General features: G+C 60.8%; 18 protein-coding genes and 1 tRNA gene. 10 read left to right on the top strand and 9 right to left on the bottom strand.

The window, feature by feature from the left end:
• Positions 1–203: 203 nt before the first annotated feature.
• A complete protein-coding gene (locus tag ACERJA_RS11065) occupies positions 204–545 on the top strand; it encodes a hypothetical protein (RefSeq protein ID WP_373608233.1) in 342 nt (113 codons plus the stop codon).
• Between the two features lie 101 nt (positions 546–646).
• Here ACERJA_RS11065 and ACERJA_RS11060 read toward each other — a convergent pair whose 3' ends face one another.
• The gene (locus ACERJA_RS11060) at positions 647–1,480 is read right to left on the bottom strand and encodes an MOSC domain-containing protein (protein WP_373608231.1); all 834 of its coding nucleotides are present in this window, start codon (positions 1,478–1,480) and stop codon (positions 647–649) included.
• Positions 1,481–1,616: 136 nt separating this feature from the next.
• On the opposite strand from ACERJA_RS11060, the gene ACERJA_RS11055 reads away from it, so the two are divergent.
• From ACERJA_RS11055 to ACERJA_RS11045, 3 genes are all read left to right on the top strand, one after another.
• Positions 1,617–2,072 (top strand): dCTP deaminase, encoded by a 456-nt coding sequence (locus ACERJA_RS11055; RefSeq protein ID WP_049889614.1) that lies wholly within the window; start codon positions 1,617–1,619, stop codon positions 2,070–2,072.
• A gap of 94 nt (positions 2,073–2,166) precedes the next feature.
• Positions 2,167–2,784, top strand: a complete 618-nt coding sequence (locus tag ACERJA_RS11050) for a universal stress protein (RefSeq protein ID WP_373608230.1) — start codon at positions 2,167–2,169, stop codon at positions 2,782–2,784.
• Between the two features lie 363 nt (positions 2,785–3,147).
• The gene (locus tag ACERJA_RS11045; RefSeq protein WP_373608229.1) at positions 3,148–4,143 is read left to right on the top strand and encodes a hypothetical protein; all 996 of its coding nucleotides are present in this window, start codon (positions 3,148–3,150) and stop codon (positions 4,141–4,143) included.
• A 428-nt stretch (positions 4,144–4,571) separates the two neighbouring features.
• Here the strand turns inward: ACERJA_RS11045 and ACERJA_RS11040 are convergent.
• The 6 genes from ACERJA_RS11040 to ACERJA_RS11015 form a co-directional block, all read right to left on the bottom strand.
• Positions 4,572–4,645, bottom strand: a tRNA-Thr gene (locus ACERJA_RS11040).
• Between the two features lie 11 nt (positions 4,646–4,656).
• A complete protein-coding gene (locus tag ACERJA_RS11035) occupies positions 4,657–5,181 on the bottom strand; it encodes an N-acetyltransferase family protein (protein ID WP_373608228.1) in 525 nt (174 codons plus the stop codon).
• Complete coding sequence (pgk, locus tag ACERJA_RS11030) at positions 5,147–6,373, bottom strand: phosphoglycerate kinase (protein ID WP_373608227.1); 1,227 nt, start codon at positions 6,371–6,373, stop codon at positions 5,147–5,149. Before pgk ends, ACERJA_RS11035 begins: the two co-directional genes overlap by 35 nt.
• A 143-nt stretch (positions 6,374–6,516) precedes the next feature.
• Complete coding sequence (locus ACERJA_RS11025) at positions 6,517–7,131, bottom strand: cyclic nucleotide-binding/CBS domain-containing protein (RefSeq protein ID WP_006064526.1); 615 nt, start codon at positions 7,129–7,131, stop codon at positions 6,517–6,519.
• Between the two features lie 93 nt (positions 7,132–7,224).
• Complete coding sequence (locus ACERJA_RS11020) at positions 7,225–7,986, bottom strand: GTP cyclohydrolase III (protein ID WP_006064525.1); 762 nt, start codon at positions 7,984–7,986, stop codon at positions 7,225–7,227.
• 98 nt (positions 7,987–8,084) lie between these two features.
• Positions 8,085–8,405 carry a DUF5785 family protein gene (locus tag ACERJA_RS11015; RefSeq protein WP_006064524.1) on the bottom strand — a complete coding sequence of 107 codons (321 nt, stop codon included), beginning with the start codon at positions 8,403–8,405 and terminating at the stop codon, positions 8,085–8,087.
• Between the two features lie 288 nt (positions 8,406–8,693).
• Between ACERJA_RS11015 and ACERJA_RS11010 the strand changes: the two genes are divergently transcribed.
• Entirely contained in the window at positions 8,694–8,846 is a 153-nt protein-coding gene (locus tag ACERJA_RS11010) for a hypothetical protein (RefSeq protein WP_006064523.1), read from the top strand.
• 136 nt (positions 8,847–8,982) lie between these two features.
• On the opposite strand, the gene ACERJA_RS11005 is transcribed toward ACERJA_RS11010, so the two are convergent.
• Complete coding sequence (locus ACERJA_RS11005) at positions 8,983–9,357, bottom strand: hypothetical protein (RefSeq protein WP_049889613.1); 375 nt, start codon at positions 9,355–9,357, stop codon at positions 8,983–8,985.
• A gap of 475 nt (positions 9,358–9,832) precedes the next feature.
• On the opposite strand from ACERJA_RS11005, the gene ACERJA_RS11000 reads away from it, so the two are divergent.
• Positions 9,833–10,009, top strand: a complete 177-nt coding sequence (locus ACERJA_RS11000) for a hypothetical protein (RefSeq protein WP_006064521.1) — start codon at positions 9,833–9,835, stop codon at positions 10,007–10,009.
• A gap of 366 nt (positions 10,010–10,375) precedes the next feature.
• Here the strand turns inward: ACERJA_RS11000 and mct are convergent, their stop codons facing one another.
• Positions 10,376–11,548 carry a succinyl-CoA:mesaconate CoA-transferase gene (gene mct, locus ACERJA_RS10995; protein WP_006064520.1) on the bottom strand — a complete coding sequence of 391 codons (1,173 nt, stop codon included), beginning with the start codon at positions 11,546–11,548 and terminating at the stop codon, positions 10,376–10,378.
• Between the two features lie 137 nt (positions 11,549–11,685).
• Here mct and glmS point away from each other — a divergent pair, with 137 nt between their 5' ends.
• From glmS to mch, 4 genes are read left to right on the top strand one after another with little or no spacing between them, the layout of a single operon-like run.
• On the top strand, positions 11,686–12,141 hold the full coding sequence (gene glmS, locus ACERJA_RS10990) for a methylaspartate mutase subunit S (protein ID WP_006064519.1): 456 nt from the start codon (positions 11,686–11,688) through the stop codon (positions 12,139–12,141).
• Positions 12,142–13,581 carry a methylaspartate mutase subunit E gene (locus ACERJA_RS10985; protein ID WP_373608226.1) on the top strand — a complete coding sequence of 480 codons (1,440 nt, stop codon included), beginning with the start codon at positions 12,142–12,144 and terminating at the stop codon, positions 13,579–13,581. It abuts the gene before it with no gap.
• Positions 13,578–14,852 carry a methylaspartate ammonia-lyase gene (locus tag ACERJA_RS10980; protein WP_373608224.1) on the top strand — a complete coding sequence of 425 codons (1,275 nt, stop codon included), beginning with the start codon at positions 13,578–13,580 and terminating at the stop codon, positions 14,850–14,852. Before ACERJA_RS10985 ends, ACERJA_RS10980 begins: the two co-directional genes overlap by 4 nt.
• Positions 14,845–15,906 (top strand): 2-methylfumaryl-CoA hydratase, encoded by a 1,062-nt coding sequence (mch, locus tag ACERJA_RS10975; protein ID WP_373608223.1) that lies wholly within the window; start codon positions 14,845–14,847, stop codon positions 15,904–15,906. Before ACERJA_RS10980 ends, mch begins: the two co-directional genes overlap by 8 nt.
• Positions 15,907–15,929 lie beyond the last annotated feature (23 nt).

Raw genomic sequence — 15,929 nt, 5'->3', positions numbered from 1 at the left:
TCGGACAGTCCTCTTTGCGTTTTGGCCTCGAATACCAGAACTGAAAACCAGCCGTGAGCTGTTCCTGTCGGCTGGGAATTAGTTCTGGCCCACCCGCATGACGTACACCATACGGGTACGGCCGACAGCATGAGACAGTCCGGGTCTGTGGACCGTTCACCTGCCAGCAACTCCTTTTTTGCCATCGGAACTGACCGTGGCATATGGAACACGAGCGCCAGCTCGAGAGAGATCTCGAGTCAGCGATTCTGGCTGTCCGTCAGGATGGCGACGACCTTGACGCCGGTCGAGTGAGTGCGTATCTCCTCGGAGAGGATCAGATCAATCGCTATCTGGTCGGGCTCCAAAACGACTGTACGCGGGCCTCGTTTTACTGTACAGCCACACGATCGATCGCATACAAGCCAGTCACAGGAGGGTCGCCATCAGAACTGGCCGACACTGTCCCGGGAATCACTAACCGAAGACAGCTTCGCGACTGGATCGTCGAGCAGGACTGGTCGTGGCTTCATCCGCGCTATCGGTGGCTGCTCGAGGCAGACTGATACGGACTGCTGCAATCAGTCCCAGTGTGCCTGCAGGGCGGTCGCGGGTGCACCGGGACGTCGGGACCGCAGCTCGTCTGACAGCGGAACCGAGTTCTCGGTCACTCCGCCGAGTGTGCCGTCACCGAGTCCCCGACAGTGACCGACTCATCGAGTGCGAGTATCGCCCCGAGGGAGTCGTCGGGAACGCGTGTGTTGACCATCAGCCGGAAGTAGTGATCGAACCACGCCTCGCTGGCCCACTCGGGCAGGGTCGCCTCCCGACGTTCGACGAACGTTTCCTGAAAGCCCTCGGTCGGTTCGCCTGTCTCAGGATCCCGCGTCGGGACGACACACCGCTGGCACGGGTTGACGCCCTGGAGCGTGGTCGACCCGATATCGAACGGGACGACCCGTCCGGGAGCGTCGTAGAGTCGGTCCTCCCAGAACGCGGGCGCATCGAGGATGAGATTCGGCCGCAGCCGACGACACATCTCGCCAGCGTCGATCCCGTCGTACCACGAGGCGACGGCCTCGAGTGTGCCCGTACTGATCACCGTCGGCCCCGAGGCATCCGTATCGTCCGGGAACCCGCCCTCGTCGTTGCGGACGAGTTCGACCGGGTAGCCGACGTAGTCTGACAGCCATGCCGTGAAACAGTCCCGGTCGAGTTCGAGGTGGAACGTCTGTCGCTCGTCGTGACCGTGCTCACCCACCGTGACGGTCTCCCGTTCGAAGTCGTAGGTCGCCTCGAGTGTATGGAGTCGACGCTCTCGCTTGGCGTTGACATACCGGTCGTTCGGCTCGGTCGCTGCCATCGCATCCGGTGACTGTTCGACGATCGCATACCGCCGATCCCACGACAGCCCGCCGTTTGTGACGATCTCGGCCTCGGTGATCGACACCCCGTCGAGGGATTTGATCGGATAGACACGGATGGACTCGAGCTGTGGCATCGTTCATCCCGTCGGTTCGCCAATGCATATGTGTATCTGTTCAGTCGAATCCGATCGTGGCCACGGCTCGAACCAAGGCTTCACGCCGCTACTCGAGGACACGTTTTTCCCGTTCGGAACCGTCAGGACAACCGAAATGTCTGTCGAAAACCCCCTCGCCGAGGTCGTCGATAACCTCGTTTACGAACCGGAACAGGTCCACGAACACGGCATCGATCTGACCGTCAGCGCAGTTTACGAGGTCGCTGCCCCCGGCCAGCTGGACTTCGGGGGCGACGAACTCGAGGATGCCGATCTCGAGCCAGTGGCGACCGACCTCCGACAGCCCGACGACGAGTTCGGCTGGTGGGACCTCGAGGGCGGCCAGTACGTCATCCAACACAACGAGTTTCTGACCGGCCTCGAGGAACCGCTGCAGCTCCAGCCGCGGAACGAACTGCTGGCTCGTGGCGGCTCACACCCCTCGGTACTGGTCACCACACATCTGCCGTTGATCCCACTAACGGTCGCCGACGGCGGCTTGCGAATCAAAGAGAACGCACGAATATCGACGCTGCTGTCGACTGGCGCTCGGCCTGCTCGTCCCGAGTAAGTCGGGGGTGCCGTCCGCCCTCGCGCTCTCCGCTCGAGCGACCAACAGCAACAGCCGACGGTGTATTTATGTCTGTGTACCGAACGTCGTCGTAATGTATCAGGATGTTCTCATTCCGACGGACGGGAGCGATGGCACTCGTCAGTCGATCACTCATGGCCTGACGATCGCAGATCGCTTCGATGCGACGATTCACGTACTTTCGATCGTGCCTGAAGGGCCGCTCGGAACGCTCCAGAGCGATGCAGCGACACCCGCTGCCCATCGCGCTGTCGATCGAATCGAGGCCGAAGCGTCCCGGGACGGTGCCGAGGCCGTAACGGCGGTCGAGCAGGGCGTCCCACACGAGGAGATCCTCGAGTACGCCGATGACCACGATATTGACATGATCATCATGGGGACACAGGGCCGGACGGGGCTCGATCGGCTCCTGGTCGGCAGCGTCACCGAACGCGTCGTCCGCATGGCCGACGTCCCCGTCGTGACCGTGCGCCTGACCGACGAGATCCAGATCGACGACGCCGAGGACGCCGAACGGATCGCTCGAACGACCCTGACAGCCGATGTCGAGGGACTCGAGGCGGACGACGTCACGCTGCTCGAGAAGCCACATCGAATCAGTGCCGTCTGGACCGTTTCTCTGGAGACCGATTCGGAGACAGTGCAGGTCCACGTCGACGCGCTCTCGGGAGAGGCCCGAATCGAGAGATGACGTGTAGGCTGACCAAAAACCGCTCTCCGCTCCGTTTTCTCGGCTGTCTCGTCTGAATCAGCCATCGACTGCGCCGTCGAACAACTGCCTGTCGTCCCCAGTGTTACGCACGGACAACAGTCCAGTAGGCTCCACCATCGAAGATACAGGAGTGATCACATGATTCAAATGTCCGATTTGATTGTACAACGGTGGCACGCACTTATGCTGTGATTTCGGGTTGGGAACCGATATGAGGGCAGATCTGTGAACAGACGAACGATTTTGAAAACGGTTGTGGCTGGGAGTATCGTCCCAGCAGCACACATCGGGAAGCAAACAGTTGCCAGTGACCCAGCCGACACCACTGCAGCCGACAGTGATATGACCACCGACAGTGACACGACAGCTGACCACGAGGACACCCCAGTCGCCGTCCGTATCGTCGAAATTCCGGAGACTGTTACGGGAGGTGCATTGCTCGAGTGGACCGTCGAGGTCGAGAACCCGACCGATCAGTCGATCCGTCCGACCATCGAGTACACCGTCGATGGCGAGCCCGCAGGGAACGTGACACTCACCGTCGGCCCCGGCGAGACCGAGCGACCGTTTCCCGCGAGCTACCGGACCGAACCCGTCCCGGAAGCCGACGAGGTGACGGTTCGGGCCGACGCCAACGGCGAGACAGACGAACGCACCGTTGGAATTCGTGCGACCGACGAACTGGACCCCGAACTGCAGTTTCCCGACCCCGAACCAGCCGTCCAGCCGGAGACAACGGTCCACTTCGAAGTCGGTGCTGTCGACCCCGATGCCGTTCAGACGACCACCTGGTGGATCGACGGCGAGAACGTTGGCGACACGCTGGCAGATCCATGGCAGGGAGTTTATTACGTCGAACAGGCAGCCCACTACTGGCAGGAGACGTTCGAGAGTGACGGACACGACAAGCGTGATGATACCTACGAGGTGGTCGCTGGCGTCGACGTCGACGGCGAGCAGTACCGAGCCAGTTGGACGGTCACCGTCACGCCGACAGGGCTCGAAGACCCAACCATCGACACCGCGCGACCAGCCCCTGGCTCCCTCGAGATCAGTCCCGAGGGAACGACTCTCGAGATCGACGTCAGCGACCCGGACGGAAACCTCGAGCGTGTCGTCTGGTGGCTCACGCAGGCGGATCGAATCCTCGGCGTGAGTGACGTCTCGGGCGCGTCAGATACAGCAACGCTCTCCGTCGACAGCGGCCGCTGTCACACCTGTCAGCTCATTCCCTGGGTAATCACGGCTGATGGAACGTTCACCGCCGAACCGCTGTGGGAGTTCGTGGATCCCGGCATCGACCCTGATGGCGCTGGTCTCGAGACCGAATCCTTCTAACTCGTCTCGAGGGTCCCCCTTGCAACGTGTCTCTGGTTCTATCGAACGACCGACCCAACATGCTTTGGATATGGAATTATCAGGGTCTATCACGTTCGTGCTGAGGACGGGGGCAGAACACCAGTCGCTGCCACGAATGGAGTTCTCACTCTGAGACATCGCCCCTCGTCTTTTAGACGGCGACGACCAGCCAGCGCCGACACAATCACGAACCGTCCTGTGACCACGCCGGTCACACAGCACAACAGCGCGTCTCAACCCCATCCAAACCGCTCGCCAGCGATGACACTCTTGGTGGTCGTGGACAGCTACGCGGTGCAGTCGAAACGTCTCCGGTTTGCACTCGGTTACGGCTGCTTGCGCGTCGAACAAGTAGAGAGAATCGTCAGAATGTCGGTTGCGTCGGTTGCGTCGGTCGCGAATCGAAAAGCCAGGGCAGGGATTTGAACCCTGGGAGTCTCGATTACAAGTCGAGTGCATGAACCACCCATGCTCCCCTGGCGCAGTTTCCGATTAGCGGTCCTCCTTTGAATGTGTATCGTTTTCCGATGAGTCCTCGCCCTCGAGTGAGCGCTGCATTGTGACTCGGAAATCGTCGTACCCTTTTCGGGCGTAAAATCGCCGTGCAGCCTCATTATCGGCCATCACCTCGAGGAGAAGGATGTCTATGCCCTGGTCGGCCAGCGAGTCCTCGACGGCCTCGAGCAACGCGGTGCCGATCCCGTGGTTGCGAAAAGCAGGGTCGACGTAGAGATTCGACAGGTGGCCACGGCTGGCATCGAGCTCGAGCGAGCCGTGTTCAACGGCAAACGACGCAAAGCCGACAACATTGCCACCGAGACGAGCAACAAGCAGGCCGTCGTTGATCTGGTGGGCCGCGAGCGTCTCGCGCATCGTCTCTCGGTTGGCAACAGCCCGAACGGACGAGTCGTAGGTGCGCTGGTCACGGGCAAGCTGGACCCAGAGCGTCGTGACTGCTTCGATATCGTCTTGAGACGCGCGTTCAATCGTCGGCTGGCTGTTGCTGTGTGGGTCCATTTTCGAGTGCCGTCACGGCAGGGAGCGGTTCCGCAGTGAGCATTCGCAACGCGGCACCACCACCGGTGCTAACGTGCGAAAAGCCCCCGACACCGAGTTGGCGCAGCGCCGAGGCCGTATCGCCGCCGCCGACGATACTCATCTCGACGTCTGTCGCCGCGTTGTAGAGTTCCCGTGTTCCAGTCTCGAAAGCCTTGTCCTCGAAGACGCCGGCCGGCCCGTTGAGGATCACCGTGCCCGCATCCTCGAGCAGTCGCTCGTAGTAGGCAAGCGTCGAACTGCCGATGTCCATCGCGGCCTCGCCGTCCTGTGGTGGCAAGGCGTTGACGCCGATTTCGTGTCGCTGCCCGTCGCGTTCGACGGCAACGTCACGCGGGAGTGCAACCCGTTCGCCGTAGGCATCGAGCAAGTCAGCGGCGCGATCGATCTCGTCCCAGTAGCCCTGATCGTAGATGAAGTCAGAACTCGCGTCGCCGAGGTCGACCCCGTCGGCGATGAGAAAGACGTTGCCGACGACGCCGGCAGTGAGGACGTGATCGGCCAGCCCCTTCTCCAAGACGCTCCAGGCGACGTCGATCGAATCGGGAACTTTCGCGCCACCGAGGACGTAGATGCGTGGTTCAGGTGTCTCTTCGATCGAGCCGAGGGTGTCGAGTTCGGACTCCATCACGCGGCCGGCGTAGCCGGGCAAAACGGTCGGAAAGCCGACGAGCGACGGCTGTGATCGATGTGCCGCCGCGAAGGCGTCGTTGACGTAGGCGTCAAGTACCGGGGCCAGTCCCTGTACGAGATGGGTTCGAGCGGCCCGTTCTGGTTCGAACTCCATATACTCCTCGCTGTAAAAACGCGTGTTTTCGAGGACGATGCAGTCGCCGTTTTCGAGCGCGTTGACGGCCTCGCGGGCAGCGTTGCTGAACGTGGCATCCACGTAGTCGACGGGATGAGAGAGCAGTTCAGAGAGTCGGTCGGCGTGTGACTCGAGTGAGACGAACTCATCACCACCGGGACGACCCTGGTGGGCAAGGACGGCAACTCGGCCGCCTCGCTCGATCAGTTCCGAAAGGGTGTCAACGTGGGCGCGTAGTCGGGCATCGTCGGCGAGCATGCCGTCGTCACCAATAGGGCTATTGACGTCGATGCGGACGCCGACGGTGGTCCCTTCGACGTCGAGGTCGTCGAGGGTATCGGTCATTATCGACCAGTCCACCGCGGCCCCCGAAAGGTCTTTCTATCGGAGAGATCGATGTCGATGACTGTTAGCATAGCACAGGAGTCTGTCGGCACAGCCAGCGGTAGCCAGTGCCACCGTTGGCTCGAGCGGGTCAACAGGGGCGTTCAAACCGCTCGACAGTCCGTACAGACTAACTGTCCGTTCGCATCCCACAGCGAGTCCGCAAGCGAGCCACAGGCCTCACAGACACCCTGCGTCGAGTACTCGTCGCCGTTGGAACGCACCGGTGACTCGTGGTCGGAGCCGGCAAGAGTGGTCGACTGGGGGGAACGCTCGTCGATCGGCCGTTCCTCCTCGAGTGTCGGATTGCCTGACCGTGGCGGCGTCATCGTCGCCTGGAACGATCCCGCAGCGGCGATGACGTCTCGTTGAGTCACTAGCCCCACCACGCCGCTGTCGTCTTCAACCACGACGTTGCGGATGTCTTCACGAGCCATCGTGCTGGCAACATCGGTGAGCGACCGATCCGGACCGAACGTGATGACTGGCGAGGTCATCACGTCACCGACGGTCGTCTCATCGGGCTCGTGGCCGTCGCCGACGACACCGAGGACATCCCATTCGGTCATAATACCAACTGGTTCGCTCCCGCGGACGACGAGCACGCAACTCGCGCGTTCCTCGCGCATGAGCGCAACTGCGCCGCGGACGGAGTCTGACTCGCTCACACCGACGTATTCAGTCGCCAGGATATCCCTGACGGACAGTTCCGATTCCATATGTGAACAATACCCATAGATGGGCTAAAAGCTACCTCCACTACACTTAAGCAAATTCGCCACGAAGATCCGTGACTCACCGTCTCGAGCAGCCTACCACTCGAGTTCGACGCGGGTGCCGTCGGCACGGCACGTTTCGAGCGCGTGTTTCGCTGCGAAGCCAGCATCGTGTGCGCTCTTTCCACGCCCGACGCCGACCTGCAACTCGACATCGACTGCTTCTTCGACATGGGTAATCGCCTCCTCGTAGTCGGCTTCTTCGAGATCCGGGCAGACGACGATGATGTTGTCGCCGCCAACGAAAAAGGAGAGGCTGTTGTGGGCGTAGCGCATGTGGCGCATGAGCTCCGCATACCCCTGCTCGATCTCGATGAACGTATCGAAGGCGTTGAGCTCATCAGTGTACTGGCCAGTCGCGTTGACGACGTCGAAATGCGCGATCTGGACGTCTTCGTCGGTTCGGTGGACGTCATCGATGACCCGTCCCTCGAGACACTCTCGTCGGTCTTTGTCCTGTGCGCTACCGGCGTCCTGAATACGTGTTGTTGCGTCTGCAAGTGCCTGAACCGGGTTCGTACCGGTCGCGACACCGAGGCTGAGTGTCACGGGGTAGCGGTTGCCGACGGACTCCTGAAGGAGTTCGTGATCTTCGAACGAGCAGCCGTTCGTGACGGCGACCATGTTATCGAAACGGGTGAAAAAGACGTAGCCGTCACGGTTGCCGACGAACTGGGAGATGTCGGCATAGAGCCGGGATTGCAGCGTCTGGAGGTCTGCCTCCCTGCGTGGCTCCGGTGTCACCGTCCACGGCCCGTAGTTGTCGATCTGAAAGAGCGTCACCTGCGTATTAGTCACGGTGATCGATTCTTTCGAACGGCGTCGTATAAGTGATACGTAATCCAGATTCGTGATGGGAGTCGAAAACGCGACAGTCGATCGGCTCGAGCCGACAGTTAGGCGTGTTTCTTCTCCGGGTCTGCACCCTGTGGGTGGTAGTCCCAGAAGTCACCGGCCCGCATTGCGGCGCCGACTGCTTTGTGCATGTCGAGGATCGTCTCGAACTCCTCGTCATCGATGTATTCGAAGATGTCGCTCATCGGCACGACCGTCTCGTGGTTGATCCGGATCGGGTCGTCGCCGTGCTCGGCAACGAACTCGTCACGGTTGAGCGGGAAGTCCTCCTCCTCGTCGACTTTGTCAGCGATGATCCGCATGTCGAACTTTCGCATTCCTTCGCTCCCTTGCTCTCCGTCGGGATCGTGTGGCCAGTCCATATGGGAACGTGTGTAGGGGTCCCGCAAAAGGGTTACTCTCCATCGTCGCCTCGGTACGGCGCGGTCGCCTGACTGGGTCGGTTTCTGACCGCAGCCGTGTGGGTGGGTGGTCGCAGTCGGTCAGCGATAGTAACAACTGCAACTATGTACACGCTGATCGCACAGCCATCGTGCGATCAGATGTGCAGTGACGTGCAGTGGCTACTATATCGCTTCGAGATGCCGGGGGTCGATCCGGTACTTGACGGGACTATCTTTTTTACATTCGATGCGATATGACCGGACGAGATGACCTCAAACAGGCAACTCAGTCCCGAATGCACGGCACATCTCGAGCAAGCGCTAGCGGAAACTGACCCTGCGGAAAAGGACTTTCACGTGCGGCAGGTGCTACAAGCGTGTGCTGCCGGCCAGCTTTCGGACGAGACTGAGGCGGAGTAGGATTTTCGGCCCGGTGAATCGCCGCAGGCTGTGACTCGAGTGCGGGTTCATTTTACCGGGGACACGTGCTGTCAGTAGCACATCCACCATCGTTCCAAAGCCACCAGAACGTGCGCTGTTTCGTTTGCTGTGACTCTCACTCAAGCCAGTGGCTTCCCTCGAGCAACGACTCAGGGATCTCGCTTGCGTTGGCGTGTAAGGACTTGCACACGACGGCGACGTCCTCGAATCGTGGGCCTCGAGAGGCAACCAGCGGGTCAGTGTCCCACTCGATAAATCCCATGTCTGCTAGCAGTGGTAGATGACGATGGTGGAGCTCTTGTCGAAGTGTGTCACGATCACCGAACGACGTCGCTGGGGTCGCGCCGTCCGGCAACGAAACGGACTGAGCTGTCGGTTGGTCCAGCAGTGAGGCGACGAGTTGACGGCGTGGCTCGGCCGAGATGGCTGTGAACACGTCGTTCCATTTCCTCACTGGCTGTGGCTCTTCCGTAACTCGTTGTCGAGTCATACGAACGCCTTCCATCTGATCTGGCTAAAGCATTACGATATTGATATAATGGTTAATAATGCGATAACATCGGGCTGGTGGACAACAGCGGGAACGATGTTCGGATGCGGTTCCGACGAGGAGTGGCTTTCGTCTGGAATCTCGAGCATCATGTCCGTGTCGGTCATCTGAGAGCTAGCTCGAGGGTGTCATTCAGTTGCTTATAATAATCACCGTCAGATATATGTCGCTGTAAACGAATATAGCGAACGAAACCCTGCGCCCAAAGGCACACACGTCCGCACGTGTGTTCCACCCGGTGTGGGTAGTTCAACGCCCAACGAAGCGATTATCGGCCGTCTCGAGTCGACGGCCATCGCTGACTGTGTACGAGACATATCATGATTGGATCCTCCTCAGCGGGAGTCTCCCATCCCGCGCGACGGTCTGTTTGCCCCAAACGTCTACCGATGAGCCGCCTCAAACAGTGGGATCGATGGAGGTGACCACCGATCTCGAGGCCAGCGACGACGATGAGTCGGCCGACTCGTCGCGGCCTCGCTGTTCGGTCTGTGGCTCGCTGCTGTCGATGGTGACCGTGATCGGGCCGGATGAAGCCATTGCGTCGCCCTGTGGCTGTCATGCCCCACCCGATATACTCGAGTCCTCGTAGACGAGTCCGCTCTGGATGTCGTTAGTCGAATCCAACTGGCTACCAGCGACGTGGAGTGCGGTTGTCGAGATTACGAACGTGCTGTTTTCGCCTCTTGGTTCTGGCTGACAGAGCGGGCCGCTGCAAGTGGGTTTTCGTGGTCGTGTGATCGGGTACGATTCTCAGCAGTTCACCCGTCGAGAGCGATTTCCTCCTCAGTCTGTCCATCCGTTCGTCAGCACGTTCGTCGATCACGAGTTCCTCGAGTCCGCCTCGAACTGTCACCTACAGAGGTCACTGGTCAGACTGGACTGCTCAAGCGCCGTGGCAATTGCCCACCAGAAAACGTGTTCGGCGGTCTACTGATCCGCCCAGCTGGACCGTCTCTCAGTCGTCGGCTGTCGTTTCGGCTTCGTCGCCGAGCACTTCCTCGCGGTGTTCGTCGAGCAGCGGCGCGCGGCCGCGTGGTTTGGGCGTCGTCTTGGACATCTTGATCGGATTGCCGGCAATCTCGACGTCACGGTCAGCACCGGGTTGTTCGACCGGAACGAGCATGTCACGCGCGTGAACGTGCGGATCCTCGAAGATCTCCTCGGTCGTCTGGACCGGCGCAACGGGAACTCGGCCCTCGAGTGTGTCGATGAGTTCGTCGTTGGTCAATTCGGCCGTCCATGCGGCCATTTCTTCGCGCAGCGCGTCGCGATTCTCGAGGCGGTCAGCCGCGGTTGGGTACTCCTCGGCAAGGTCTTCGCGTCCCATCGCCGCACACACTTCCTCCCAGTGGTTGGTGCCGAAGGCGGCGATGACAGTGTAGCCGTCGTCCGTCTCGAAGGCATCGTAGGGGAACAGGGTGGGGTGGGAGTTGCCCTGTCGAGTCGGAGGGGTACCAGCGTAGGACTGCTGGTAAATCGCGCGTTCGGTGAAACTCAGCATCGAGTCGTACATGCCGGTGTCGACGTACTGGCCTTCGCCAGTCTGTTCGCGGTGGTTGACCGCCGCGAGAATGCCGACGCAGTTTAGCGCCGCAGTAAAGAGGTCACCGACGCCGGGTCCGGTTTTCGTCGGTGGGCCGTCTTCCTGTCCAGTAATCTCCATGACGCCGCCGAGTGCTTGCGCAATGAGGTCGAACGAGGGCTGTCCCTGGCGGTGTGTTTCGCCCGTGCGTGGGTCACCGAAGCCACGGATCGAGGAGTAGATGAGCTCTGGATTGTACTCGGTGAGCGTTTCGTAGCCGAGATCGTACTTCTCCATCGTCCCCGCACGATAGTTTTCGACGACAATGTCGGCCTCTTCGACGAGCGAGAGGAAATCCTCGCGGTCCTCGTCGTCACCGAAGTTGAGCTCGATGCTCTTTTTTCCGCGGTTGACACTCTGGAAGTACCCACCGTAGGCTTCCGCTTCGGGGTCGTCGACGAACGGCGGATTCGAGCGGATAAGGTCGCCGCCCGGTCGTTCGATCTTGACCACGTCTGCACCCATGTCCGCGAGTAACATCGTACAGTACGGCCCAGCAAGCACCTGGGTCAGATCGAGCACACGGAGGTTCGAAAGCGCTCCCATGTACGAGTCCTTGCGATACCAGCACCTAAACCCTTACTATTGATCATGAACTTTGTTAGATCGTAACATAGGGACGCTGTTAGGATGTTTAAGGAGTATGATCATGGAAGATCATTAGGTTTATAGTGGTGTTCCTCATGGTTCTGCATACGATGTCCCAAACGGTCGTCCTCGGCGTGATTGGTTCCGATGCCCACGTCGTTGGAATCACAATCCTAGAGCAGGCCTTCAGTGCAGCAGGCTTTGACGTTGTTAACCTCGGTGTCCAGACCTCCCAGCAGGAGTTCGCCGAGGCAGCTGTAGACCACGACGCAGATGCCGTCTTGGTCTCCTCGCTCTACGGCCACGCCGAGCAGGACTGTCAGGGATTCCATCACGTCTTGGAGGAAGCAGGCGTCGACGCAGTCACCTACATCGGTGGCAACCTCGCCGTCGGTCAGGACGATTTCGAGCAAACCCGAAAGACGTTCCGGGAGCTTGGATTCGACCGTGTTTTCGACTCCGAGACAGATTCCGAAGACGCGATCGAAGCGCTTCGCCAGGACCTGCAGATTACACCGACTGAGTCGGAACGCGCCACTATCAGTTCCTAGATGATACGAGACGAACGTATTCCCTCCGACGAGCTACGGCGTATTGACGAGGAGATCCGGTCTAATTGGCACACCGGCGACGACGTCGACTTCGAGGACGCCATCGCATACCACGAGTCGCTGCCCGACCACAAGCGATTCGCGGATGTCCTCGAGTCGGCTGACAAGCCGCTCTTGCAGCCTCGAGCCGGCGTTCCCCGGCTCGACGACCAGATCGAGCTCCTGAGATATCTTCACGAAGAGGGACAGGCAGACCTCCTCCCGACGACGATCGACTCGTACACGCGAGACAACGAGTACGAGAAAGCCCAGCAGGGCTTAGAGAAAGCCCGCGAGACGGGCGACGACACGTTGAACGGCTTCCCGGCCGTCAACCATGGCGTCGATGGCTGTCGGAAGCTGATCGACGCGGTCGACGCGCCGATCGAAGTTCGCCACGGCACCCCGGACGCCCGGCTGCTGGCGGCGATCACCTTCGCAGGTGGCTTCCAGAGCTTCGAAGGCGGCCCGATTTCCTACAACATTCCGTACACGAAACGCCATGGGCTCGAGGAAACGATCGAGCGCTGGCAGTTCGTCGACCGGCTAGCCGGGGCCTACACCGAACGCGGCGTGCGGATCAACCGCGAGCCGTTCGGTCCTCTCACAGGGACGCTTGTCCCACCATCGATCGCAATCGCGGTCATGCTGATCGAAGGCAAGCTCGCAGCGACACAGGGCGTGCGCTCGATCACGCTCGGCTACGGACAGGTCGGTAACGTCGTCCAAGACGTCGCCGCCCTGAACGCGCTGAAAAAGCTGGGCAACGAGTATCTGCCCGACGAAGTCGTCGTCACCACTGTCTTCCACGAGTGGATGGGCGGGTTCCCGCCGGACGAAGCCCGCGCCAACGGAGTCATCAGCTTCGGCGGGATGACCGCCGCGATCGCCAAGCCAGATAAGGTCATCACGAAATCCCCACAGGAGTTCCAAGGGGTTCCGACGATGGAGGCGAACTCCGCCGGCCTGCGCACCACACGCCAGGTCATCGATATGGCCATCGAACAGAAGATCGACATCGATGGCATCGCAGAGGAACAGGACCTCATCGAGCGCGAGACCCGGTGTCTGATGGACACCGTCTTCGAACACGGCGACGGCGACGTCGTTCAGGGGACGCTCAAGGCGTTCGACTCCGGTGCCCTCGACGTTCCCTTCGCACCCAGCGACAGTGCGAAAGGGGCTGTGTTACCGGCCCGAGACGACGACGGTCGCGTCCGCATCTTCGAGTGGGCCGACCTCGCGATGGACGACGATATCAAAGAGATCCACAAGGCGCGACTCTCCCAACGTGCTGACACTGAAGGCCGCAAACAGTCGTTCCGGATGGTTGCAGACGACGTCGACGCGATCAGCGACGGCAAACTCATCGGTCGCCCGCAGGGCGACGTGAAACTATGAATATTACAGGCATATACGCAACACCCGGCTACTCCGGGTTCTTTTTCGACGACCAGCGCGCGATCAAGCAAGGTGCCGAACACGACGGCTTCACCTACGTGGGCGAGCCCGTCACCGAGGGCTTCGACGAGATTCGACAAGCCGGCGAGTCGATCATCGTCGACATTGAACTCGAGGACGGCACCGTCGTCCGCGGTGACTGTGCCGCCGTCCAGTACTCCGGTGCCGGCGGGCGTGATCCGCTGTTCAAAGCCGAGGAGTACGCCCCCGTTATCGAGGGCCCTGTTGCCGACGAACTCGTCGGCCGCGATGCGACCGACTTCCTCGACAACGCTGAGACGCTCGAGGAGATGGAAGTCGAGGGCGACCGTCTGCACACGGCGATCCGATACGGTGTTTCCCAGGCGCTGCTCGCCGCAGCCGCCGAAGCCGAACAGACCACGCAGACAGACGTGATGGCCGATGCACTTGGTACGGAGCCGGCAACCGAGCCGGTGCCCGTCTTCGGCCAGTCCGGTGACGACCGCTACAACAACACCGAGAAGATGTTCGTCAAGGGCGTTCCAGTCCTGCCCCACGCGCTCATCAACAGCGTCGAGAAAATCGGCGAAAACGGCGAGACCTTACTCGAGTACGTCGAGTGGCTCGTCGAGCGATCTCAGGAGCTCGGCCCCGATGACTACGACCCCCGATTCCACATCGACGTCTACGGCATGATCGGTGAGATCTTCGGCGGTCCCTACGACCGCGACGAAGTGGTCGACTACTTCGCCGCCTTAGAGGAGGCCGCCGCGCCGTACCCGCTTCAGATCGAGGGGCCGATGGACGTCGGCAACCGAGAAGATCAGATCGCCGCGATGGTCGAGCTTCGCCAGGGACTCGAGGCGGCCGGTGTCGACGTCGACATCGTCGCCGACGAGTGGTGTAACACCTTCGAGGACGTCCAAGCGTTCGTCGACGCCGGCGCAGCCGACCTCGTGCAGATCAAAACTCCCGACCTTGGTGGCATTCACCGGAGCGGACAGGCAGTTCGCTACTGTGAGGGGACCGACACCCGTGCCTATCTCGGCGGGACCTGCAACGAGACGGAAACCTCTGCGCGTGCCTGTGCCCACGTCGCCCTCGCGACGAACGCCGCACAGACACTCGCAAAGCCCGGTATGGGCTTCGACGAGGGCTACATGATCGTCGAAAACGAGATGCGACGGACGATCGCACGCCGCGAGCGAGACCAACAGACCGAGACTGACGAGATTACTGCAGATGACTGATTGGACCGATCCCGACACGTTTGCACAGGCACTCGAACAGGTCGAAACCAAAGAGAAGGGCAACTGCTTCGAGGACTTCGCGGAAGGCGACGTCATCGAGCACGACCCTGGACTCACGCTCACCCGGTTTGGCAACGAACAGTGGATGGGCCAGACGCTCAACCACGACCCAGCCTACTGGCGAACCGATGCGGCCGAGGCCCGTGGCTACGACGAGCCACCGATCCATCCGGACTACCTGACGGCGGCGACGCTGGGCATCACCGTCGAGGACCTGAGTGAGAAAGGCGGCTACTTCCTCGGCCGAACGGACGTCCGCTTCCCTGAAGCGCCGGTGTATGCGGGTACCGAACTCCACGTCGAAAGCGAAGTCGTCAACACGGCGACCTCGAGTTCCCGTCCCGAGTACGGCATCGTTAGTTGGCGCACTCGCGGCAAAGACGCCGAGACCGGCGAGGTGCTGTGCTCGTACGAACGGACGAACATGATCCCACGTCGCGAGCCCGTTGCGACCGACGGAAGTGGCGCGGCAGCTGCCGAAGCCGACGACGGCCCCGACCTCCCCGAGGAGTTCATCACGCCAGATGGAGGCTACTTCGAGGACTTCCAGGCCGCACTCGAGGAAGCCGACGGCGAAAACGCAGCCGTCGCCTACCGCCACGAACGCGGCCGCACACAGGACGACGTCACCGTCGCCCAGCTTCCACTGTCGACGCTCAACACGGCAAAACAACACCACAACGTCGACGTGATGAGCGACTCGCCATCCGGCGACATCGTCACCTATGGCGATGTCACCCGCTCGACGGCGCTGGGTCACGCTCGCTCGGACGAGCAGACCTGGCGCGAGGTCGGCTTCGACGACGAATCGTTCCACACGTTCGTCGCCGTCGGCGACACCGTCTACGCCTTTACGCGTGTGCTCTCGGCCGAAGACGACGCCTCGAGCGAGCAGGCAGGCACCGTCACCTTCGAACACATCGCGTTCAATCAGGACGACGAGCCTGTCTACTCGGGGACACGCACGGCGGAAATCCAAAAACGTTCTAACTAACACGATCGAATATCATAATCGCA

This window comes from Natronorubrum sp. A-ect3 (assembly GCF_041821125.1).
Taxonomy (GTDB): Archaea; Halobacteriota; Halobacteria; order Halobacteriales; family Natrialbaceae; genus Natronorubrum; species Natronorubrum bangense.
Note: the sequence above shows the minus strand (reverse complement) of the source record. Positions and strands in the feature narration are given on the sequence as shown.